Annotated in this window: 19 protein-coding genes; 4 read left to right on the forward strand and 15 right to left on the reverse strand. The window is 43.8% G+C overall.

Features of this window, described 5'->3' with window-relative positions; all coding sequences use genetic code 11:
• Positions 1–65: 65 nt before the first annotated feature.
• The 4 genes from IPL35_02770 to IPL35_02785 form a co-directional block, all read right to left on the reverse strand.
• Positions 66–533, reverse strand: a complete 468-nt coding sequence (locus IPL35_02770; protein MBK8442386.1) for a hypothetical protein — start codon at positions 531–533, stop codon at positions 66–68.
• A 177-nt stretch (positions 534–710) separates the two neighbouring features.
• Positions 711–1,145 (reverse strand): hypothetical protein, encoded by a 435-nt coding sequence (locus tag IPL35_02775; GenBank protein ID MBK8442387.1) that lies wholly within the window; start codon positions 1,143–1,145, stop codon positions 711–713.
• 190 nt (positions 1,146–1,335) lie between these two features.
• A complete protein-coding gene (locus IPL35_02780) occupies positions 1,336–1,632 on the reverse strand; it encodes a hypothetical protein (protein ID MBK8442388.1) in 297 nt (98 codons plus the stop codon).
• A 328-nt stretch (positions 1,633–1,960) separates the two neighbouring features.
• Positions 1,961–3,481, reverse strand: a complete 1,521-nt coding sequence (locus IPL35_02785) for a Do family serine endopeptidase (protein MBK8442389.1) — start codon at positions 3,479–3,481, stop codon at positions 1,961–1,963.
• 263 nt (positions 3,482–3,744) lie between these two features.
• On the opposite strand from IPL35_02785, the gene IPL35_02790 reads away from it, so the two are divergent.
• The 3 genes from IPL35_02790 to IPL35_02800 all read left to right on the forward strand — a co-directional run bounded on the left by IPL35_02790 (position 3,745) and on the right by IPL35_02800 (position 6,534).
• Positions 3,745–5,160 carry a nicotinate phosphoribosyltransferase gene (locus IPL35_02790; protein ID MBK8442390.1) on the forward strand — a complete coding sequence of 472 codons (1,416 nt, stop codon included), beginning with the start codon at positions 3,745–3,747 and terminating at the stop codon, positions 5,158–5,160.
• Between the two features lie 83 nt (positions 5,161–5,243).
• Complete coding sequence (locus IPL35_02795) at positions 5,244–5,819, forward strand: hypothetical protein (GenBank protein MBK8442391.1); 576 nt, start codon at positions 5,244–5,246, stop codon at positions 5,817–5,819.
• Between the two features lie 106 nt (positions 5,820–5,925).
• A complete protein-coding gene (locus IPL35_02800; protein ID MBK8442392.1) occupies positions 5,926–6,534 on the forward strand; it encodes a thioredoxin family protein in 609 nt (202 codons plus the stop codon).
• A gap of 81 nt (positions 6,535–6,615) precedes the next feature.
• On the opposite strand, the gene secG is transcribed toward IPL35_02800, so the two are convergent.
• The 7 genes from secG to IPL35_02835 all read right to left on the reverse strand — a co-directional run bounded on the left by secG (position 6,616) and on the right by IPL35_02835 (position 18,241).
• The gene (gene secG, locus IPL35_02805; GenBank protein MBK8442393.1) at positions 6,616–6,915 is read right to left on the reverse strand and encodes a preprotein translocase subunit SecG; all 300 of its coding nucleotides are present in this window, start codon (positions 6,913–6,915) and stop codon (positions 6,616–6,618) included.
• Positions 6,916–6,929: 14 nt separating this feature from the next.
• Positions 6,930–8,129: a hypothetical protein gene (locus IPL35_02810; GenBank protein MBK8442394.1), complete on the reverse strand. Its 1,200-nt coding sequence runs from the start codon at positions 8,127–8,129 to the stop codon at positions 6,930–6,932.
• 92 nt (positions 8,130–8,221) lie between these two features.
• Entirely contained in the window at positions 8,222–9,187 is a 966-nt protein-coding gene (locus IPL35_02815) for a PASTA domain-containing protein (protein MBK8442395.1), read from the reverse strand.
• Positions 9,174–11,831, reverse strand: coding sequence for a D-alanine--D-alanine ligase (locus tag IPL35_02820; protein ID MBK8442396.1), 2,658 nt, complete (start codon positions 11,829–11,831; stop codon positions 9,174–9,176). Before IPL35_02820 ends, IPL35_02815 begins: the two co-directional genes overlap by 14 nt.
• Before the next feature lie 151 nt (positions 11,832–11,982).
• Entirely contained in the window at positions 11,983–16,326 is a 4,344-nt protein-coding gene (locus IPL35_02825; GenBank protein MBK8442397.1) for a T9SS type A sorting domain-containing protein, read from the reverse strand.
• 5 nt (positions 16,327–16,331) lie between these two features.
• Complete coding sequence (locus tag IPL35_02830) at positions 16,332–17,330, reverse strand: hypothetical protein (protein MBK8442398.1); 999 nt, start codon at positions 17,328–17,330, stop codon at positions 16,332–16,334.
• Positions 17,331–17,629: 299 nt separating this feature from the next.
• Positions 17,630–18,241 carry a hypothetical protein gene (locus tag IPL35_02835; protein ID MBK8442399.1) on the reverse strand — a complete coding sequence of 204 codons (612 nt, stop codon included), beginning with the start codon at positions 18,239–18,241 and terminating at the stop codon, positions 17,630–17,632.
• 198 nt (positions 18,242–18,439) lie between these two features.
• Here IPL35_02835 and IPL35_02840 point away from each other — a divergent pair, with 198 nt between their 5' ends.
• Complete coding sequence (locus IPL35_02840; protein MBK8442400.1) at positions 18,440–19,234, forward strand: hypothetical protein; 795 nt, start codon at positions 18,440–18,442, stop codon at positions 19,232–19,234.
• Between the two features lie 289 nt (positions 19,235–19,523).
• On the opposite strand, the gene IPL35_02845 is transcribed toward IPL35_02840, so the two are convergent.
• From IPL35_02845 to IPL35_02860, 4 genes are read right to left on the reverse strand one after another with little or no spacing between them, the layout of a single operon-like run.
• A complete protein-coding gene (locus tag IPL35_02845; GenBank protein MBK8442401.1) occupies positions 19,524–19,691 on the reverse strand; it encodes a hypothetical protein in 168 nt (55 codons plus the stop codon).
• Positions 19,692–19,729: 38 nt separating this feature from the next.
• The gene (locus IPL35_02850) at positions 19,730–21,115 is read right to left on the reverse strand and encodes a right-handed parallel beta-helix repeat-containing protein (GenBank protein ID MBK8442402.1); all 1,386 of its coding nucleotides are present in this window, start codon (positions 21,113–21,115) and stop codon (positions 19,730–19,732) included.
• Complete coding sequence (locus IPL35_02855) at positions 21,112–21,687, reverse strand: hypothetical protein (GenBank protein ID MBK8442403.1); 576 nt, start codon at positions 21,685–21,687, stop codon at positions 21,112–21,114. The genes IPL35_02850 and IPL35_02855 overlap by 4 nt, the downstream gene beginning before the upstream one ends.
• Positions 21,675–24,470, reverse strand: a complete 2,796-nt coding sequence (locus IPL35_02860) for a right-handed parallel beta-helix repeat-containing protein (protein MBK8442404.1) — start codon at positions 24,468–24,470, stop codon at positions 21,675–21,677. The genes IPL35_02855 and IPL35_02860 overlap by 13 nt, the downstream gene beginning before the upstream one ends.
• Positions 24,471–24,509 lie beyond the last annotated feature (39 nt).

Below are 24,509 nucleotides of genomic sequence, written 5' to 3' on the forward strand. Positions count from 1 at the left end.
TAGAGTTTTTAACGATTGAGACTAAATATACGTTTGTCATTATTGATATAGAATAGTAGCAAATATTAAATCTCCTCCGTATTCCAATTCACTTTCATATCATAATTAGTACTATCCCATTCACCTTTAAGCATTTTGATAAGAGCGTCAAAAATATTTAATAAATTAATAGTACGAAAAGGCTTGCTCCAAAAATTTTTCCAATCTGTTGCTTCGGGAGTAAAAGACTGTAATTCTTCTATAGAAATGTATTCTCCTTTATTTTGTAATTTTACAATAATATTTTCTAACAGAAATATCATTTCTTGTTCGTCTTCCAAATTTGGCAAATCATATTTCCATGTTAGAGTCAAATAGCTTCTGTTCCAACCATTTATAACTACCTCACAGTCATATAGCAAATTTTCCATCATAGAAAAATGATAGTTACCTGTTTTTAGCTCAGTGTATATATATTGAAAGGCTAATTCCATAGCATCTTCAGCTATCCAAAAACCTTTATTATCTTTATAAACTATTTTAGCTTCTGCCATAAATTAAAAATTAAGTTTAATTTTGATAAAAATAACGCCGTGTTGTTCTTGCAGCTCTCGCACAAGAGGTTTTTTTCCAAGCCAAAATCTTCTGTGAGCGATTTTACCTATAATGGCAGGAATATCACTGATTTTTCTACACAAACAACGACCAATACAAACCCAATATCCCTTTACTCAAACAACATCTTCAAACCCTTCTTTTAACCAAGGCGGTATATTGCCCGAAAGAATATCCGACAGCGAGTAAAATTCTCTGGCGTAGTCCTCTGTAACCAACATATCGGGGTAAATAGCCAGCAAATCTCTGATGAGTTGATTGACCTCGTGCAAAATATCTGAATGGTGTGTCATATAGATGGCGATATAGTATTTCTCTCCGTTGATGTTGTAGGGATCCTCGTAAAACTCGTTTTCATCAATTACCCAAAATCCTATAAAATAGATTTCGTCATCGGAAATATCTCGATACAAATCAATGTCATCTAAGCCAAGAAGATATTTTTTTTCCTTTTCTATTCGGTAAGTGTATTGCTCACCTAAGGCTTCTATGGCAGCCACTATAGAGGCTTTATCTATGTAAGTCTTTGAGACTAAATATACGTTTGTCATTATTGATATAAGTTTTTTAAATTGTCAATTCCTTTGATAAAAATAACGCCGTGTTGTTCTTGCAGCTCTTGCACAAGATGGTTTTTTCCCAAGCCAAAATCTTCTGTGAGCGATTTTAGCTATAATGGCAGGAATATCACTGATTTTTCTACACAAACCAACGACCAATACAAACCCAATATCCCTTTACTCAAACAACATCTTCAAACCCTTCTTTTAACCAAGGCGGTATATTGCCCGAAAGAATATCCGACAGCGAGTAAAATTCTCTGGCATACTCATCTGAAACAAACATATCGGGGTAAATAGCCAGCAAATCTCTGATGAGTTGATTGACCTCGTGCAAAATATCTGAATGGTGTGTCATATAGATGGCGATATAGTATTTCTCTCCGTTGATGATGTAGGGATCCTCGTAAAACTCGTTTTCATCAATCACCCAAAATCCGATAAGATAAAATTCTTCATCGGAAATATCCCGATACAAATCAATGTCATCTAAGCCACGAAGATATTTTTTTCCTTTACTATTCGGTAAGTGTATTGCTCACCTAAGGCTTCTATGGTAGCCAATACAGACGCTTTGCTGATATAGCTTTTTGATACTAAATATTTATTTCTCATTATTGATATAAGTTTTTTAAATTGTCAATTCCTTCACCTATTGCCCCAACAAAGAAAACAAGTTATCATTTTAATTTAAACACGCCCTAAAAAAAGAAAAGCGGTAATGTTAAAAAACAACTTTATCAGTTATTTTCTAACATTACCGCTATTTTGGGGCAATATCAAAAAAAATTTTTCTTTACAGGCAATTACATCGCAAAGCCATAATAATAAATACCTTTTGCGCCCGGATATTTTCCTTCCAATAATACGCCACGTCCTTTTTTACTTTGCAATATTTTTGCAAATTCTTCATAAGAGTTAATGTCTTTTTCATCAACACGCGTAATCACAAAACCTTCGCGAATGTCGGTATATTGTTTGAGTTTGCCGTTGCCCAAGTTGGTTACTTGCAAGCCGCCGCTGATACCCATTTCTTTTTTGAGTTTATCGTTCACGGGTTTGAGTTCGCAGCCCAGCACGCTGTTGAGTTGCCCTGCCGCCGCCGAAGCTACATCTTCTTTGCGCACAATATTGGTATTGCCGTCGGCATTGCGGAGGCGGAGACGCAAATCTTTATTGCTTCCTTTGCGATTAACACCCACATTAATCACATCGCCCGGATTGTGTTTGCCCACTTGCTCCTGCAATTCAGGCACCGATTTCACGCGCACACCGTCAATAGCTACAATTACATCGCCTTGCTGCATATCGGCTTCCTGTGCGGCAGAATTGTCGGTGACACCGTCCACATACACGCCCTGTGTAATATTTACGCCCAACTCGGCAGCCGATTTGCTATCCAAACTGCGAATTTGAACACCCAAATAAGCACGTTGCACATTGCCGTAGCGTTTGAGGTCTTCTACTACTTTATGTACGATATTGGCAGGCACGGCAAAGGAATAGCCCGCATATACGCCCGTAGGCGTGGCAATGGCGGTATTAATGCCCAATAATTGCCCTTCAATATTGACCAAAGCACCGCCGCTGTTGCCCGGATTTACGGCGGCATCGGTTTGAATAAAAGATTCAATCGCTGAATTGGTTTGCAGAATATCAATATTTCTGCCTTTGGCACTCACAATGCCCGCTGTTACGGTAGAAGCCAGATTAAAAGGATTACCCACCGCGAGTACCCACTCTCCTACCCTCGCATCATCGGAGTTGGCGAGTTCGAGCATAGGGAGGTCAGCAGCTTCAATTTTTATCAGCGCAATATCGGTATTGGGGTCAGTGCCTACTACGGTAGCATTAAAAGTGCGGTTGTCGTAGAGCGTAATTTCTATTTCGTCCGCATTTTCTACTACGTGATTGTTGGTGACAATATAGCCGTTGTTGCTGATGATAACGCCGGAGCCGGTAGCTTCGGCGGGCTGACGGCTTCCGCCCGGGTTGCCGAAGAAAGGACTAAAAAAATCGTCGCCAAACAAACCCTGAAAGGGGTCGCTACCGCGATTAGAGGTGGTGTAGGCGGTTTGTTTGGATTTAATATGCACTACGGCAGGGGTGGTTTTAGCGGCGGCAACGGTGAAGTCGGTTGCGGGTGCTGCGCCAAAAGCCGTGGAAATAGCGGGCATAAAAGCAGATGTAGCATTGGTATTGCTCACCTGTTGGAACAAAGAAGCATTTTGATTTTTTTGTTGCTGTACCAGTGTGTGACGAAAAGCTGCATAAGTAAGTAAACTTCCGAAAATAGCAGCTAACAGCATAAATGAAAAATTTCTCATATTTTATTTTGGATAATTTTTTTTAAAAAATATTTTAAAAAATTATTACTTTTCAATCTAAAATTCAGATGCGTTGTTGCGTTGCGAATACGATGCAAAAATCGCTGATTGTTTTGAATATAAACAACAGTAGTGGGTAAAAAATTGTTAAATCGCGCCGTTAAATTTTGTTAAGGCAATTCTTATGTTTTCAAAGCGGAAATCTTTTTTAAATTTGCCTCTCAACATTCTTACACGACCTTCGGTCATTTTTTTTTTACGATATGCGCAAACTCTTCGATAAATTATCCATCTACACCGATTTTTACGAGTTGATTTTAGCTCAGGCTTATTTTTTACAAAAAAAAGGAGATACGCCAGCCGCCTTTGATTATTTTTTTCGCAGTAATCCCTACGAGGGCGGCTATCTTATTTTTGCCGGTTTGGATAATCTCTTGGATATTTTAGAAAATTTTCAATACGATACCGATACCCTGCGCTACTTGCGCGAGCAGGGCTTACACGAGGGGTTTTTGGAGTTTTTGGCAAATTTTCGCTTTCGCGGCACTATTTCTGCGCCGCGCGAGGGCGAAGTGGTATTTCCTACCGCCCCCATTTTGCGCGTGGAAGGCACGATTATCGAAACCCAGCTTGTTGAAACGCTATTGTTGAATTTACTCAATTTTCAGTCGCTCATTGCCACCAAAGCGGCGCGTATCCGGCAGGCGGCGGGCAATCGTTTGTTTATAGATTTCGGGCTACGGCGGGCGCAAGGCTGGAGCGGTATGCACGCCGGTCGTGCGGCTATTATCGGCGGCGCAGATGCCAGTAGCAATGTATTGGGCGGTTATTATCACGGGCTGCCGCTTTGGGCAACGATGGCGCACTCGTGGGTACAAAGTTTTGAAGACGAACTCACCGCCTTCCGCAATTATGTACTTATTTATCCCGACAATGCCACCCTGCTCGTAGATACTTACAATACTTTGCAAAGCGGTGTGCCCAACGCCATTACGGTGGCACAGGAATTGGCGGCACAGGGCAAACAAATTGCTGCCATTCGTTTGGATAGCGGCGACTTGGCGTATTTGTCGAAAAAAGCCCGAAAAATGCTGGACGAAGCGGGATTTTCGAATATCAAAATATTGGTTTCCAACCAATTAGATGAATACCTGATACGGAGTTTGGACTTACAAAAAGCTCCCATTGACGGCTATGCCGTAGGCACAAAACTCATCACGGCACACGGCGAATCGGCATTAGATGGTGTGTATAAAATGAGTATGTACAACCAAGAGCCTACTTTAAAAATATCCAACGATTATGTAAAAGTATCTTTGCCCGCCCTCAAAAAAGTGTGCCGCTACTACGATGCCGAGGGGTTTTTCTATCGCGATGGCGTATTGCTGCTCGAAGAAGACAAGTCCACCGATATTATTTACAGCCCTATTTTTTCCAATCAATCTACGAAAGTGGCAGGATTGCAGAGCGAAGAGCTTTTGCATATAGTGATGCAAAACGGCAAACGCATTTTAGAAAAACAACATATTCAAGATATAGCACGCTATGCAGCCCAGCGCCTCGCCTTGTTGCCCGAAGAGCACCGCCGTTTTGAGAACCCGCATATTTATAAAGTGGGACTCAGCCGCCGCTTGATGGATTTGCGCGACAGCATGCTGCAACGATTTAGTAAAAGTTAATTAAAAACCACACAATACCTTATTTTGTTGTTTGCAAATACAGCATTTATCGGCATATTAGTTTTTTAGTTTGCTCCTGACTCATGCATACCATAGAACCTTTTTATAGCTGGCGCGATTTGTATATAGCCGCCGAAGACGAACGCTCCCCTTTTTATGGCAGGGAATACAGTGAATTTGAATACAGTAAAACGATTTACAACTATTACATACACCCGCAATGGGACGATTTTGGCTCTGCAACACTCTACGCAAAAATTCTCTATGCCGATTATACAGAGCATTTTGCCGTTATTGAACTGATGGGCGAGTGGAACGATTGCCTCTATAATGATATTATGTTTTTAAAAGAAAATATCATCAAACATTTAATACAAGAAGGCATCGTTCATTTTATTTTAATTATTGAAAATGTGCTGGACTTTCATCTTTCAGATGATTGCTACTATGAAGAGTGGCGCAACGATATAGAAGACGAAAACGGCTGGATTGCAGCTTTGAATATAAGAGAGCAAGTAGCAGAAGAAATGTGCGAAGGCAATATTGATAATTATATACATTTCAACGATGAACTGAAGCACATCAGTTGGCGTACAATGAAACCTGTCCATCTTTTTCAAGCCGTAGATAATTATATGATACGTCGCCTGACGGAATAATTTTATTATCTATTTAAAAATCAATAATTTACAACATAATAAATAAATTACAGGTTTAAGAAAGTATTATATTTTACTCATTATAAAAAGCAAAAAATTTATCAGCATGAATCAGTTTTTTTATGATAAGGTGCAAGCATCTACGGACTATGCCACCTACCGGGCTGTTACAGAATTGAGTTTGAGTACGATGAAAAATACGGACGGCTCTGAGCTGTGTGCGGAGATGGCAGAATATATCCGGTTGAATATTCAACGTATGAACCGCTTAGACAAAACCGCCCACCTGAACACCGACTTGGAAGCGGCTTTGAAGCAACTCCGACAAAATTATATCTGGCTCATTATTTCCGAAGGCTGGTGCGGCGATGCCTCTCAAACAGTGCCCGTGTGGATAAAAGCTGCCGAAGCCGCCAACCGTATTGAGTGCCGCCTCATTTTGCGCGACCAACACCCCGATTTGATAGAAAAATTTCTGACCAACGGCGGCAAAGCCATTCCGATTGTGCTGTGCTTAGATGCCGACAACTACGAATTAGTGGCAGTTTGGGGACCGCGCCCCGCACCCTTACAGGAAAAAGTAAACGCTTATAAAAAAGATAGCGGCGGCAAAAGTTTTGAAGATTTCGTAACCGAAGTACATACTTGGTATGCCAACGACAAAACACAAACCTTGCAGCAGGAAATGTTGAAATTGGTGCGGGAGTTGGAATAAAAAATATATTTCAACAGAAAAAAATAAAAAAAGGTGTCGGTTTTGCAGCCGACACCTTTTTTATACCAAAAAGACAAAATATTATTGTCCTTCGTTTTCCAATTGCTGCTCCATCTGTGTAGCCGGCGCAGTGCTATCGGTAGCAGTGCCGCTTTCCAAAAAGGCGGTAGATAAAATACTCAATACAAAAAACGCAATGGCTAAAGTCCACGTTACACGCTCCAAAAAGTCTGATGCTTTTTGTACGCCTCCAAACATATTGGTGGTGCCGGTTCCGCCCATACCTGCCGCCAATCCGCCGCCTTTGGGAGCTTGTACCAATACCACTATACCAATCAATATACAGATGAGGATTAATAAAATCGTGATAAAATTATACATGACTTATAAATGTGTTAAATTAATTTTTTTAAAATTTCTATTTTTTGTGCAAAGTAAATACTTTTTTCCGGCTCTTGCAAACGCAACTGTTCATAAACTGCCATTGCTTGTTCGTATAAGCCCTGCTGTTCGTAAATTTTAGCTAAGGTTTCGCTTACTATATCTTCTTCCTCCGGTGCAGCAAAATTAGTGCCTGAATGTTGCTCGGCATCTTCCTGCTGTTGGTAGTCGCTCATAAATTGTTGAATTTCGGCTATATTTTCTTCATTTTTTTTGATGCCGCTTTCTTGCTGAAAAACTTCTGTTGTGGGGGTATTATTGCTTTTAAAATTATCAATTTTTTGTTTCAGGAGGCGTATCAATTCATTGTCTTCTTCATTATTATTTACATCATCAGCATCGTTTTGTTCCTGCTCCGTATTACCGGAAGATTTGCCGACAATATCCGAGTTCATAAAGTCGCCGACTTCTTTATCCAGCAAGCGGCTGATGCGCAGGGCTGCACCATCTTCTTTGACATCGGCAGCAGGTGCTTCATCTCCGGCGGGGTTTTCATCAGCAGCGACTCCATCTGTTTTTTTTCTGCCCGAACGCTTTTTTTTAGGTTCTTTTTTTTCTGTCATTTCATCGCTTTTTGCCGCAGCCGCTTTCAGTTGTGCTTCGTTTTCTTCTAACAGTTGGTGCTCCAAAGTTGTTTTTGCTTCGCGCTCCTCTATTTCTTTGAGGCGCATTTCTATTATTTTCCGATAATCACTCAAATCTGTCGTGTGCATTTCGTCTTTGAGCTTGTTCAAATCTTCTTCTACCTGCCGATTCGGTACATTTTCTGTGCTTTCATCTGCCGCCGCAGAAGTCACCGTAACGAAATTATCGTCTTGTTCGGCGGCTTGTATCAATGCCAATAAATCTTTGGACACCAAAGCCGAAGGCGTGGGATCGGCGACGAAAGTGTCGGGCGCAATGGTTGGGGGGCTTGTCGTTTCTTTTTTCTTAAACAAGCGCAGCAACTGACGGCGGTCGGTGAGGTATAAAGCGCATTGCTGCAAAAAACTCAAAGAGGTTTTTGGTGATTCCTGCTGTTTTTTTTGTGCCAACAAGAGGCGCACTGTCTGAAAATGCGGATATTGTTGTATTAAGTTATCCAATTCGTCCGACTCAACTTCGTGCAGAAGCTGAGGATTTTGCAATAAAGATAACAGCCGCTCTCTATTCATATTGGCTCAACGTAGCGTGTGTGACAAAAAATGATTTTTTACAAAGATAGCATATAAAATTAAGTACAACAGTAAATTATAGACTGCTGTTTTTAAAAAAAGTCATCGTCATCTTTATTTTCGGTATTTTTTGGAGCTGCCGCAGGTTTTTTATTCGCAGTATCGGCGGCAGAGTTGGCGGCAGGTGCGGCAGGCACACTATCTGTGGTAGTTGCTGTATCCAAGATTTCATCTTCAAATACGGGGTCTTTCTGAATGTATAAATTAATGGCATCGCCGGCATTCAGAATCACCAATCCCGTTGCATCGGGTGCGGGGCTTTGCTTATATACAAATCCCTGCGTAGCATCATATACATCTTCGTCTTTAAATATTTGTCCCACATTCAGCCCCGAACCGCGCAATGTAAACAGGGCTTTGGTATATTGCATACCGATAAGGTCGGGTACTTTTATTTCCGTATTTCCTTTACCATCGCCAACAAACAAAGTTATTTTGCTGCCTTTGTGAATAGAAGCTCCGGGTTTAATACGCTGACCGTCCATTTCAAAATACAATACTGCATCTTTGGCAATATCGGGCACATATACAGTTTCGGCTACATCTAATCCCAAATTATTCAAAGTCATTTGGGCATTGTGCAAAGACACATCGGTAATATCAGGAAACACCGTAAGCGGCGGCTCAACGGCATTGATAGTTACATAAATTTTTCTTCCGCTTTTAGCTTTGGAAAGCGGCGGCGGGTCTTGTTCTATCACTTGCAGCGGAGCCATACCCTTGATATAAGTACAATCGGCAACGTACAAACGCAAAGAGCGGTCGTCCAATAAATCTTCCAGTTCTTCATTAGCAATTTTACCTATAATATCGGGTACTATTTGGGCATCGCCGTGGCGGGTGTAGATATTTAAAAAAACGGAAAATAAAAAGAAAGCGAGTAAAAGCCCCAGCGCGGCGAGCAATACATCGCGAAAAACAGGGCGCGTATTCAGCCGGTTGATAATATTGCCCAGCGCACCGCCCACTATGGTTTGTTGTTTATTATTGTCGTTCAAGGCTGTATTGAATGATTTTATCTATGAATTGATACGGTTTGTAATGATGAATGGCTGCCTGATGAAAAATACAAGTAGCGGGGGTCATTCCGGGTAAAGAATTGACTTCTATAATATAGGTCGTAATTGCCCCTGCATTGCTTACTTTTACAAAAGCATCAATGCGGCAATATCCCTGCACGCCCAAAACGGTGGCGGCGCGTTGTAGTTCGCGGCGCACTGCCTCCGAAATACGGCGATTTTCCTGTGCATCGGCGGCAAAACGCGCCGGTGTAATATTTTGACCTTCTCCTGCCAAAAATTTTTCTTCCAAAGATAATACTTCTGCATTAGCTAAGGTTTCCGAAGGCTCAAAAACTTCAAAATCGCGCTGTTTGTCGTTGCCTTTTACCAACATTCCGCCTGTAATTTCCATAAAAAGGCGCGTATCGGCATCGGGCTGAATGAGGGTTTCTGCAAGAAACTGCTGCTTTTGAGGAAATTCTTCTTTGGGCTGCAATTTTAATACGGCACTTTCGCTGCTGCCCAATTCGGCGTTTTCTCTGAAAATCAACTGCGCATAAGCCGCCAACTGCGCGCGCGAGCGAATGACTTTAACGGCGGCACTGCAACCGTCATCGTGGGGTTTGGCGATAAAAGGATAAGAAAATTTATTTTCTATGAGCCTATAAAAAGCCTCTGCATTGTTTTGCCAGTCTGTTTTTTGTGCCAAATAGCGAGCCGCCACCGCAAATCCGTTTGCCTCCAAAAGATTGTTGCAGGCGTATTTATCAATGGTAATTTGCGAACTATCCACTCCTGAGCCGTTGTAGGCAATGCCGAATTGTTGGAGTTGCGATTGCAAATGTCCGTCTTCGCCCGGGCGACCGTGCAAGGCAATAAACACCACCTGCACCTGCTTTGCCAAAGTTTCCAGCGACACTTTTTGCGGCGCACTCAGCACTGCGCCGCCGTATTTGTGGCGCAGGGGGCGCGTTTCGGCAATGATGCGCTCCAGCAAGGGGCTTTTGTGATAATTTTCTATTTTTTGGGCAATATCATCGGCATTATCTTTCAATAAAATATTGATAGGAATTTGATACAAAGAAAAGTCTTGCTCAGACCCGTATAAAAAATAAGGAATGGGGTCGTATTGGGTAGATGAAGCCAATTTTTCGTAAATATTTCTGCCGCTTTCTACCGAAATATGCCGCTCGGCAGAGTAGCCGCCCAATACAACGCCTATTTTTTGCTTGCGCAAAGGGTTGCTTTTTTGCTGTTCGAGTGCTTTATCTAATTGCTGCAACAAAATTGCGTTGCGCGGCTGTTGGCTGAGGGTTTCGGCGCGCTCGTGGAGGGAGTTGCGAATGATGAAAGTGAGAAATTGCGAAGGATTTAAGCCCACTTCGGCAGCCTGATGAAAGAAAAACGAAGAAGGCAACATACCCGATGTAGTGTTGGGGTCGTTGAGAATGATGGCTTGGTCGTGGTGGCGGATAAAACCATCTATACGGGCATATACATTGAACCTGAATTGCTCAAACAAACGCACACAGGCGCGGCGAATGGCATTGATTTGGGCATCGGGCAATTCTATGGGCGTAACTTTGCTCGACAAACCTGCCAAATATTTGGAGCGATAGTCATATACTTCGCCGCCTTTGCGAATTTCGGTGGGCGGCAATGCCACGATGCGCCCTTCATCATCGCGCAACACAATACAGGAAAATTCTTTTCCCGCAATAAATTCCTCCACCAACACCTCATTTTCTTTGTCGGCGGCTTCTAAAAGCAAGGGTTCGGTATCTTGTAAAAAATGTGCTTCTATGGCATTAAAAACGGCTTCGGGCGTGTACAGCAACGTATCGCCGATATACAAAGGCAAGCCGATTTGATGTCGTATGTCGCAGAGGTTTTTGATAAAAAGCAATTTTTCCTGACGGTTTTTAGCTGCCCATTCCGCCTGCTCTATGCGTTTGATAAAAAATGCCTGCTCCACACCGCGCATAAAGGTAGGCGCATCATCGTGATGATGGATGATACTTACGCCGATAGACGAGCCTTGATTGGCAGGGCGCAATACCAAAGGCAAACCGATATTTTTTTTGCAGTGTTCAAAGAGGTCGGCGGCGGCGGCGGTGTGCCATTGGCGGCGGCTGATGACGGCAAAACGGGTACTTCGGCGGCTGTGTTGTTTTTGAAACACTTTGTTCATTCCGATAGCGGAGGGCAAAATACCGGAGCCGGAATAGGGGATTTTTAAAAACTGAAGCAAGCCCTGAATAGAGCCGTCTTCGCCATAAGCACCGTGCAGTGCCAAAAAAGCGAAATCTATGTGTTCGGCGAGTTGGTGCGGCAGTACGCGCTCGCCCAGCCCTTCGGCGAGTTGGTGGGGGGAGCTGTGTTCGGCGAGCGACTCGGCATAAATCTGAATATCGGCAAAATCGCCGTGCTGCGGCAGGTATTGCGGGTGCGGATAAAAATCGCGGATACTGCCTTTATAGAGATACTCCCATTTGAGCAAAATAAAATTGCCGAAGCTATCCACAAATATAGGAACAGCCTGAAACAAACTTTTATCCAAATTGTCGTAAACGGTTCTGCCGCCGGCAAAAGATATTTCGCGTTCGCGGGAAGAGCCTCCGAAAAAAATTCCAATGCGCATAAGTGGGGGCAAAGTTAAAGACAAAACCTATATGGTTTTGAAAAGCTGAAATGTTTCGGAAAAAAAATATTAAAATCGGAGGCTTGGGAGATAATTAAATACCACCGACACTTTTAACAGGCCGGTGGTATTATAAACATAAGGTTTAAAACTAAAAACCTTTCACCAATTTATATGGTTGCTCTACCATACCGGATTTAGTATAAATCCTTGCTCTTAAAAAATATACACCTACTACAAGTTGCGGTACATTTATCTCAGTTTCTACATAATTATCCTCCATTTTTATAGGATCAGTATGTAAAATTTCTTTTCCCTGTACATCATACAATGTAAAAATCATCTTTTCCACTTCTGTAGAAGTTCCGTAAGCAGATATAATAAATCTATCTTCAAATGGATTGGGCGTAATATGAATGAAAACAGATGCGTCTGAATGGTATGTTTGGGCTGTTTTAGCTTTTGTTTCCTCTGTCGTTTCATCACATTTAAGCGCGTTGATATAGGCTACATTCAGCGGATTATTCGGTATTCCCGGGCTTTGAGCAGAGGTAGAACCCACCTGCCAACGGCTTTGCTGCCTAAAATCACCATCTTCAAATTTGAATACTTTATCACTTCCATTATTACCGCTTAATTTTAGATTATCATTGCCGCCGTGCATATAAGCATCACCGTAAGAAATACCATGGTAATAATAGCCGCTTGGTGTACGCACTTGCATAGCATCGCCGCTATTGCGCAATTTGATAGCATTCCAGTTTCCTGTGTTGCTGATACCCTCTTCGTAATAAGGCACTTCATTCGCACCATTCTGTTGCGGGCTGGGTGTGCCATCTATCCATTCCAACCCTATATCATTAACGGGTACTACATATACACCATCTTTATTAATATCTGTCGGGTCGTCCGGAATATTAATGCTGCTGTTTTTATTTTGTTTATCGTAAATTAAGATAAGCGAACCGGTAGGAACCTGCTGCCAACGAGGTATGTCTTTAAAACGAATATATCCTTTGCTAACACCTGCATTGGCGGCATTGTTTGAAAAAGCACTATTGGTGCTACCATTGTTATCATCAATAATGAATCTACGAATATCATTCAAATCGCAGGGGGTTCCGGTAACGACCAACTCTACATAAGGGCGTATGCCATTGTTGCTCAAGGATAATTCATTGACATGAATACCTGTAATGGGGTGCAGATTGACACATTCAACGTTTAACAAAGAGGAAAAATGGGGTCTTATTGCTACTTTTACTTGTTCTTGTGTTCTACAGCCTGTTGCATTATCTATCAGCGTATAATTAAATGTAACCCATTGGACAGTAGTGCCTTTATTGACAAAATTTTGTACTAAAATATAAGGTTTTGAAGGGTTATAATCATTATAAGTATAGGCAGTGCCACCAGTTACAGTAGAGGGACTTTCTATGCTGACGCTCAATGTATAATTATCGGCAGTATATTGCGGCTCTATGATGAGGGGTATCGTAAAATCGCGCCCTGAGCATACTGCATCTGTGGGTGCTTGTATTTGCATTTGCGGCTGCGGCTGTACCGTAAGCCACTCCGTGATGTATTTGGCACAATACGGATACCCCGGAATAGTGGCTGCCAGCGTTACCTGATGCGCACCTACTTGGTCGGCGGGGAGTGTAAAACACATTTCGCCTTCGGTGCTGCTGCCGTCAAAGATTTGACTCCCCAATACGGTATTGTCTTCTAAATATAATACCACACCCAAAGGGCAAGGATTATCCCAACCGGCTTGGCAATAATTAGAAGATAGCTTAAAACGAACACAATGTTCTTCGCCCGCACATACGGAGAGCGGTTCGTTTAAATCACTTTGCTCAAAAAGCTGATAATCGGGTATGCCCCAAATAGCTGAACATATATCATAGTCGCCGCCGCCCTCTAAACCTGTGATGCTGCCGTCTTCTTGGTAGCAATCTATTGCAACTGCATTGGAAGCGCAGCCGTTGGTACTCACGACTATATAGTAAAATGGATATCCGTAATAGGATAGACCATTTTTTTTAGTTTCTGAGGCATCAGCTGTTGCGGCAGGTGTCAATATTACTGCTTGAGGAGGACTATTAATAGGGTAGCTAAATAAAGTATTGTAGAGAGGGCTGTCATTCAGATATTGAGATGGAGTAGCACCTATAATGCTTGTGTTACTTACCTCTATAAATGCTGACCCATTACCTAGCGTATCTAAAACACAGGAACTTAACGAAGCATCGGGTGCAAAAGTTACCGAGCAGTCAGTGGTTTTATTGAGTAGTTTTTTTTCTATTATGGCACTTTGCCCATTGCGCGCAACTGTTAATCGTATTGTCACTTCTCCATCTATGAGCCATTGTATTTTAGGATTCAGAGAGAAAGCATTTCCTTCCACAAAAGAGAAATGGCTCGGATATGTTTGCTGCCCGTAGGTTTGGGGTACTAAATTTTCGTCGTAGGTGGTGAATCCGTAGAAACTCCATTGGTAGGTACAGCCCTCGCAATTGGGGGTGGTGTTTTGGAGGGTAACGTGTGTGCCCAAGCATACGGCGGGCAAACCGTTTTCGGTGCTGCTGCTGCAAGCGGCGGGGGTTTCGATGTCGAAGGAAGGCTGGAGACATTCAGGGTTTTCAGGGCAATTGAAAGGGATAGCATGGCTGGCATCAAAATTAGCTCCTATAAACGGCTGCCCACCGCCCTCATTCATAAAAAGCGTATTGCTTTGGCGATAAGGCAATTCGGAGCCGCTAATACAGGGTTCCGGCTGGTTGGCTTTGTTGGAAAAATCCATTAGCTTATTGCCTGCTATATCTTTACCCTCAAAGCGACACACCAATTTTAAATACTGATCTTGGGTAGTATTCGGAAGAATTTCTTCTGCGGGTAAAATAAATTGCCACTCAGTGAAAGTGTCATCGGGGTTGCCGCTGATAGAAGTATTATTTGCCAGCAACCACTTCAACTCCGACATCGGCTCGCTGCACAGCACAGTTAGGTTTATTTGAGTGTCGGTGATGTTTAAATTTCCGCCTTGTTTTGTTAGGCAAAGTTTTTGTGTACCCTCGTTCCACTCCCAGCGGCTTTCGAAAGTTTGCGCGCCGTTGGTGGCGACGATGCTTTTGACGTAAGGCAGGAAGTTGTCGATGGTAATTTCTTGTTGGTCACTTGGTGTAATAATACCCTTTATATTGGTGACCTCTGCTAACAAATCGTATTTGCCATCGGGGTAGCGGGCTGCTTCGCTGAGGGGTGCCATCTTAGCATTGTCACCACCATAGTTATCATCTTTATGAATGCGAAGCGGGAAATCCGTAAAATAAAAATCGTCATAAGGTGTATTTAATAGAGAGGAGGAATTTCCATACGCAAAAGGCATTATGCCTTGTTTAGTATAACTGCCAATATTTTCTGTAATAGAGCTACTGTTAGGATAAAAACCATAATCAGGCGGTACACTTTCTACTCTTGAATTTTCACAAATTCGCCAATCATATTTTTTGCCTTTTATAGTATTGAATTCATCATCTGTAGTCTTTTTTATCAACACCTCCACTTGGTCTACGTTCATTAAGCCTCCTTTGTAATATTGGTCGACGGCAATACCATAACTATCTACACCCTCCATCGTAACTCTAACCTTAGCCTCTGAACTATTTGCACCACCGTTATCAAATTGAGTAGTAATATCAAGGTGGTATTGTGTGCCGTAGTGCGACAATAAAGTTAAGGGGTCTTTGCAATTTTCTTTATCTTGAATAGATATTGTGCTTAGTAAGTTATTCGGGTCGTGTATATATGGATCTACAAACCGATACAGGTGTAAGTGAGAAGCCACATTTCCGGATGTTCCTAAGGGCGCAATGGGTTGATTTTGTGCAACTATATTTGTTGTAACCAATGAATATACCAAATTAGTAAATGGATGCGTAAAGTTAATATTTATACCTATACTATTGGCATAAGCTACCGGAGTGCCTCCAACAGGATGGTGGATAATTGCTAATTCATCTTTGGGAGGGGTGTCATTATTTTTAAATTGAACTATCGTCATGTCTCCTCTGCGAATGGGATATCCGTCATCTTTATCATCAAAAATATGCCCGTAACCGAAATGGTGTTGGCTGCTGTTCCCTTCTATCGAAATGAGTTTGAAACCTCCAGCATTTCCCTGTATTCTTGCTATCTTTCCGCCCACAATGGACAAAAGATGAAAGTCTGTATCATCTGTGGCAGGGTCTTTTAGGGTAATATCTACTCCTCGGTGCCAATTGCTGATACCCGTTCCGTTTCTGCGTCCAAAATCCGACACTACATCTATTACCCCTGCACCTGTAAGCTCAAAAAAGGAGGGATTGGTATTATAGTTTGGATTATTGCTATTACAACTCGTGCAACTATGATACCCTACATTGTAGGTTTGGGCTACGCTCGTACCTACTGCACCCATATAAATGAGCAGTAAAATAATAATATTTTTCATGGTGATTATCTAATTTTTAATGGTTGATGAAAAGGGGTTTGTTTAAAATCTTTATCATAGTTATAGGTTTTCCCTTTCCAGATAAAACCTCTCCCTGATTCTAAGTTCTTATATTCCCCGGGTCTTGAGGCCTTAGAGGAATACTCTTTCTCATTAACAGTTAATGTATATATAGTCCTTTTTTCCACATCAAGTGCACATAAGGTTATGCTATCCCGATGAGTAGCTCCTAAATGCAAACCGAATATATTGTCGCGTTCTCCCAATCCTACTCCTACAGCAGAAAATGCTTGGTCTAATATTTTTTCGTTGGTATCTAAGTCATATATCCAGGTGCCGTTTTTGCCGTAATAATTTCCGGTATAGTCTTCTGCAAAATTACCGTAGCAAATCCCGATATAACGACCATTGGTAGTAAGGTCGGCGTTGGCATCGGCGGGAATATGTTTTATTTGCCAAAGCACTTCGCCTTGATTGTTGAGTACCAAAAAAGTACTCCGATTGGCTAATAATAATTCGCCACTGTGTCCACCCCCATTTTCTCTGCCTGAGAATTTGCAAAAATAACTAATAATGGCTTTATCCCCTTTTATTTCATATACATAACCTCCAATAAATACAGATTCAAAAATATAATCGGGCGGTATGGGTGCGGGTGTGTTGTAGAGCTTGAACATACGAATTACTTCTTTCCGAGATAAGCCTTTGATATCGTAACGACCTACACCGTTTCTGACTTTTAGTTTAACTTCATCTGCTGTATAACCACTGAGGTTATTATACTTTAAACCTTTTACATAATAAGGGTTATGGGCTTTCAGGTCAAATGTGGCACAGGTGTCTTTTGTGAGGCGGTCTCTAAAAAATATTTCATATCTGTTATCACCTATGATTATTTCATTATCCTGCGGTGTTTTGCTCAGTTGTTGGGCGGGGGTGAGCAGCACTTCCTGCCCCCTCATTGAAAGTGCAACCAACAGGGTTGCATATATTAGCGTTTTCATTTATTGTATGTTTTTGAGTTTTAAAATGATTTTATTTCATATCTATTTTATGATATGTAAAGGATTTTAAATAGCTCTGTTTTTGAGGCGGCGCACGACTTTGCATAGCAGTTTAGTTTTTTTGTGGCAAGTAGTAAATGGTCTCTACTGCAACAAATATAAACTATATTTTTATCTTTTACGCAAAGGAGGTGTTTTTTTTTGCGGGGAGGCTTGGAGAAAACAAAAAAAATGCCCCCTTCTAAGCCATCGCTAAAAGGGGGCAGGCAAGCTGCCGAAGGCGCATATCTGCCGCCCTGCTACGCACCAAATACCACTTCCAAAATTTGGCTGGGCTGCCCGATTTCTACGTCATCTATCACCCCAAAAAGGCGGTACTCGTAGTGCTCGGGTTGGGCGGGGTTTTCCAATTCTATGTGGTCATCGTAGGGGCTGCGGGTGTCGCGTGCCAAAAAATGCCACTGTGCCGTGCCTTTGCGCCGTTTGTAGATATTTACGCCATCGCTGCCTTTTTTCTTAAAGCTGATGCGTATCACGTTGCCCACTACCGCAATTTTGGCTTCGGGGAGGTGGGCATCGGTATTGAGGGGTTCGTCGCCGCCTCTGATACCCAACTCATCACCGATAGCCGCCGTAAAAGCGGGGTGCGTTTTTTTGCGGGCAATGGCAGCACGCAGTTTGCCCGTAATATTGGCGGCAATGCTGTCGTTTTTGGCACTCACGGCGGCTTTGAGTTCGTCTTTTTTGGCTTGCACCGCAAAAATAGCCTGCTTCACCGCCGTACAGAGGTCTTTTTCGGCGGTAATTTCGGCGGCGGTCATACCCAAAGCAGCTCCGTGCGTGGTAATTTTTTTGCTGTAATTGTCGAGCCAACTCAATAAATCGGCATCGCTACGAGGAATGTAATCCATTTGGTTTTAAAATTTATGGTAGTAATAAAATAGAATATCGCCACTATAACGTCCTACCTATACCATATATTGTGTGTGAGGCAAAAAAAAATTAGTTTTTGTTCGTATTGGGTCTCAGCCCCTCCCCAACTCGGTTGCCCAACTTTGTCAAAGTTCGAACTTTGACAAAGTTTTAATAGAATCCTCCCTAATTCTGCCGTGCCGAACAACGGAACAACCGTGCCGAATAACGGAACAACCGTGCCGAATAACGGAACAACCGTGCCGAATAACGGAACAACCGTGCCGAACAACGGAACAACCGTGCCGAACAACGGAACAACCGTGCCGAACAACGGAACAACCGTGCCGAACAACGGAACAACCGTGCCGAACAACGGAACAACCGTGCCGAACAACGGAACAACCGTGCCGAACAACGGAACAACCGTGCCGAACAACGGAACAACCGTGCCGAATAACGGAACAACCGTGCCGAACAACGGAACAACCGTGCCGAATAACGGAACAACCGTGCCGAATAACGGAACAACCGTGCCGAATAACGGAACAACCGTGCCGAACAACGGAACAACCGTGCCGAATAACGGAACAACCGTGCCGAATAACGGAACAACCGTGCCGAATAACGGAACAACCGTGCCGAATAACGGAACAACCGTGCCGAATAACGGAACAACCGTGCCGAATAACGGAACAACCGTGCCGAATAACGGAACAACCGTGCCGAATAACGGAACAACCGTGCCGAATAACGGAACAACCGTGCCGAATAACGGAACAACCGTGCCGAATAACGGAACAACCGTGCCGAATAACGGAACAACCGTGCCGAATAACGGAACAACCGTGCCGAATAACGGAACAACCGTGCCGAATAACGGAACAACCGTGCCGAATAACGGAACAACCGTGCCGAATAACGGAACAACCGTGCCGAATAACGGAACAACCGTACTCGGTTGCCTAACTTTGTCAAAGTTCGAACTTTGACAAAGTTTTAATAGAATCCGCCCCAATTCGGCTGAAACACTCCCCAACTCGGCTACTCAACTTTGACAAAGTTTTATTAATATCACCGACATCTCGAAGATGCCGGTGATATTATCGCATAAAGGCTAAAAATAATTATAAAAAAAGAAAAGATATTCAGGTGTTTTTTGGGGTTTTTAATATCTTATAAAATAAGTTACATAACAAAAAAACACCACGATACACATTAATATACAGTAAAAAACAAAGGGTTTTTTACAAAAGTACCGGATACGGAGCAAAAAGAGCATTAATACACCCAGGTTCCCTTATTAGCCGTACAGCAATTTTCTATTCTCTCATAAGCTCCCATATCTACTGCTCCAAACTGTGGTCGTGTAGTACCCGTAATATCTGTGGCAGGTGCACCTGTGCCGGTGCCTACATTGTAAGCAGGGCTACCACAACTTAGTTGCAAGCCATCATCGGCGGTGCGGTGGATATTGTCTGCACCGTCTATATCGGCAGCATTGACAAAAAGCGGGTCTTGGTTGTTGATAATGCCAGTACCTGTGCTGTAAATGCTGTTTTGCTGCGTAAGGCAGTAGGTAACGGTATTGGTAGCGGGAAATGCTGCATCGTTTTGTATATCTGCCCCTGCAACGGTACTGCTGCCTCCTTTTGATTGTCCCAAAAGATACAGTTACTAATGGTATTCGTGCCGTAAAAAGTGTAAATCCCGCCGCCGTTTTGTGCAGTATTCCCCGAAAGTGTGTTATTGGTGAGGGTATTCGTGCAGTCTCGGGTGTAAATCCCGCCGCCGCCGTAAGCCGTATTCCCCGAAAGGGTGTTATTGGTCAGCGTATTCGTGCCCTCATTAGTATAAATCCCGCCGCCGCCGCCGTTGGTAGCCGAATTCCCCGAAAGGGTGTTATTGGTGAGGGTATTCGTGCCGTTTTGGGAGGCAATCCCGCCGCCGAAGTAAGCCGAATTCCCCGAAAGGGTGTTATTGGTGAGGGTATTCGTGTCTAAATAAGTGTAAATTCCGCCGCCTTCATTTGCAGTATTCCCCGAAAGGGTGTTATCGATCAGCGTATTTATGTTTTCAGTACTGTAAATCCCGCCGCCGTAGTTGGTAGCCGAATTCCCCGAAAAGGTGTTATTGGTCAGCGTATTCATGCAATAATAACCAGTGAAAATCCCGCCGCCGTAGCTGGTAGCCGAATTCCCCGAAAAGGTATTATTATTGATGGTATTCGTGCTAACATAAGTGGTAATCCCGCCGCCTTCGTAGCTTGCCGTATTCCCCGAAAAGGTATTATTATTGATGGTATTCGTGCTGTATTGGGAGGAAATCCCGCCGCCGCTGTAAGCCGTATTCCCCGAAAGGATGTTATTATTCAGCGTATTCGTGCCACTATCAGTATAAATCCCGCCGCCGCTGCCGTTGGTAGCTGAATTCCCCGAAAGGGTGTTATTGCTGATGGTATTCGTGCCGTTTTGGGAGGCAATCCCGCCGCCGAAGTAAGCCGAATTCCCCGAAAGGGTGTTATTGGTGATGGTATTCGTGCCGTCTTGGGTCAAAATCCCGCCGCCGTATGCTCTATTTATATTATTCCCATTGACGTTAAGATATGAAAAACCTGTAGGATTTGTAGGATCTATTCCATCTGCATTACCATCTGTAATAGTAAAACCATCCACAGTAACGCCTGTAGCACCAACAGCCAATACAACGTGGTAGGCATTATCAGTGGCATCGCCTGCCGTGCCTATATCGCCGCTTAGGGTGGTGATATTCACGATACTATTCCGCACGCCACCACCTGCGGGATAGCCGCCCCACAGCACCAAGCCATCGGGTAGATGGAAGGTAATATCACGAGCATCAGCAGTGGTCATTTCAGTGCAGCCATCGTAAGGCTTTTAGTAGGGAGATAAGTACCTTCAGCTACTTTGATAGTATCTATAATACTACAACAATGCGCTACGGCAAGGGCTTCGTCTAAGGTTTGGTAGGCGGTAGCCCACGATTGACCATTGCCGCTTACAGCTATGCTGGCATCTACATAGAGGGTTGGGGTGCTGGGGGGGCATACACCGCCTTCATACGCACCCATATCTACGGTGGTGTTTTGTATGCGGGCTGCTCCTGTAATGTCAGTAGCGGCTACGCCTATATTATTACCTGTATTGATGCAGGGGCTGCCATATACCAAACGCAAGCCATCATCTGCGGTGCGGTGTATATTGTCTGCGCCATCTATATCGGCGGCATCTACGAAAAGCGGGTCTTGGGCAAAGATATTACCGCTGGCGGCTGTGCCTATGCCATAAGGCAAACTTGCATCAGTAGGGTAATTGCTTGTGGCTAACTGCAAGAGGTTATTGGTGAAGATATTGCCGTTGGTATTAGTTGCAAAATAGTCTGCGGCTAAGATATTTGCATTCGTTCCTTTTTTTATTTCCCCCAAAAGATATTGTTTATAAAGGCATTTGTGCCATTATTGGTGTAAACACCACCACCACCACCACCACCGTTAGTGGCCCAATTTCCCGACAGGGTATTATTGGTTAGGGTGTTCGTGCCGTTATCTATGTAAATGCCACCGCCATTACCTGACGAATTTCCCGACAGAGTATTATTGGTTAGGGTGTTCGTGCTGTTACCTATGTAAATGCCACCGCCGTTACCTGATGAATTTCCCGACAAGGTATTATTGGTTATGGTATTCGTGCTGCTGATATCTGTGTAAATGCCACCGCCCCAACCTGCCGAATTTCCCAACAGGGTATTATTGGTAAGTGTGTTCGTGCTGTTATTGGTGTAAATGCCGCCGCCGTAGCCTGCCGAATTTCCCGACAGAGTATTATTAGCGAGCGTGTTATTCGAGCCTATAAAGGTACCTATACCGCCACCATTGGTATTCGCCCAATTTCCTGATAGGTTGTTATCGGTTATGGTGTTCGTGCCGTAAAAGGCGCAAATGCCACCGCCGAAGTATGATGCCCTATTTTTCGACAAGATATTATTGGTTATGGTGTTCGTGCCGTAGAAGGCGCAAATGCCGCCACCGGCATCGTTGGCGTAGGAGTTTGCTGAATTACCCGATAGGATATTATTGGTCAGCGTGTTCGTACCGCGATAGGCTAAAATGCCGCCACCGTGGTAGCGATAAATGTTATTTCCATTGACGCTTACGGGACCACTGCCATTCGCATGCCCCCCTATAATGCTAAATCCATCAATGGTTACGCCTATGCCGCCACTCGTTGGCGCAGAAGCCAATACAACGTGATAAGCATTTTCGCCATTGCCTGTAATAGAAAGTGTTGCGCCGCTACCTGTTACGACATCATCGCCATTGAAGTCACCGCTTAGGGTGGTGACGTTGGCGGCACTATTGCGCACGCCACCGCCTGCGGGATAGCCACCCCACAGCACCAAGCCGTCGGGTAGATGGAAGGTAATATCACGAGCATCAGCAGTAGTCATTTCGGTGCAGCCGTTGTAGGGCTTTTTGGTAGGGAGATAAGTACCCGCAGCTACTTTGATAGTATCTATAATACTACAACAATGCGCTACGGCAAGGGCTTCGTCCAAAGTTTTGTAGGCAGTTGCCCACGTTTCTCCGTTGCCGCTTGCAGCGATGCTCGCATCTACATAGAGCGTAACGACACTTGGGCAAGAATTAAACCACTCATACGCCCCCATATCTATACCTGTGCCTTGTGGGCGGGCAGTGCCGAGTATATCGGTAGCGGGTGCGCCTGTGGCAGTACCTGCATTGATAGCGGGGCTGGTGCTTTGTAAAAACAAACCATCATCTGCCGTGCGGTGGAGATTGTCCGCGCCGTCTATATCGGCAGCATTGACGAAAAGTGGGTCGGTCTCGAAAATATTGCCAGATTGTGTGCCCAAATTGTTGTAATTTGCATCGGTATAAGTACCCGAAGCTAACTGCAAGAGGTTATTGGTGAAGGTAACCGTAACCATAGCAAGATTATTATAATAATCTGCCCCTGCTACGATGCTGCTGCCCCCTTTTTGGTTGCCCCAGAAAATATTGTTTGTGAAATTAGCTATACCTGACATATCGGCATCTAAGTAAATCCCGCCGCCGTTGCCTGCCGAATTCCCCAAAAGGGTGTTATTGGTAAACGTATTTGTATGCTCATGAGCGTAAATCCCGCCGCCGTTGCCTGCCGTATTCCCCGAAAGGGAGTTATTGGTGATGGTATTCGTGCTGTAGTTAGTGTAAATCCCGCCGCCGTTGCCTGCCGAATTCCCCGAAAGGGTGTTATTGGCGATAGTATTGGTGGCGAAGGAAGTGTAAATCCCGCCGCCGTAGCCGCTTGCCGAATTGCCCGAAAGGGTGTTATTGGCGATAGTATTGGTGGCGTAGTAAGTGTAAATCCCGCCGCCGTAGCCTGACGAATTCCCCGAAAGGGTGTTATTAGTGAGGGTATTCGTGCCGCCTTCGGTGTAAATCCCGCCGCCGCCGTCTGCCGAATTCCCCGAAAGGGTATTATTGGTGATGGTATTCGTGCCATTATATGTATAAATCCCGCCGCCAACGTTTCTGTAGATAGTATACCCATTGACAGTAATATAGTTGCTTCCGTTTGCATTACCGCCTGTGATAGTGAAGCCATCCACAGTAACCCCCACACCACCACTCCCTGTGGAAGCCAATACAACGTGGTAGGCGTTATCAGTGGCATCGCCTGCCGTGCCTATATCGCCGCTAAGGGTGGTTACATTCGTCGTGATGAGCCGTTGGCTCAGAGCCGTCTCGGTGCCTGCAAAGCCACCATAGAGTTTTACGCCGTCTTTGACATAAAAAGTGTAGTCGCGTGGGGTGCTACAACTCACGCAACCCGTTGGGTAAGCGGTAGGCTTGTAAGTGCCTGCCTTAACCCATACGGCATCGCCTGCTGCGGAAGCGTTAATCATTGCGTGTAAATCGCCACTGGCATTCGCCCACGAAGAGCCGTCGCCGCTGCCTGTGGCAGTAGGGGCTACATAGCGCGTCGTTTGTGCCAGAGTAGCCGTTGCGCCGCAAAGCAGCGCGAAGAGTAGTGTAATTACTTTTTTCATTATATTAAAATTTTGAAGATTAAAAAACAGGAAAACCACGCTCGATGCTCGCAGCGAAATGCGTTCGCCGAAAATTGATTTTGCGCTTATAGGTTCAAGAGCATCGGGCGCACGCAGCGCAGGTACTAATATCAGCTTGTTTTTGCGAAAACTCATACTGCAAAGTTTTTGAAGTTGTTTAAAACTTCATAAATC

The organism is Sphingobacteriales bacterium (assembly GCA_016711285.1).
Taxonomy (GTDB): Bacteria; Bacteroidota; Bacteroidia; order Chitinophagales; family UBA2359; genus JADJTG01.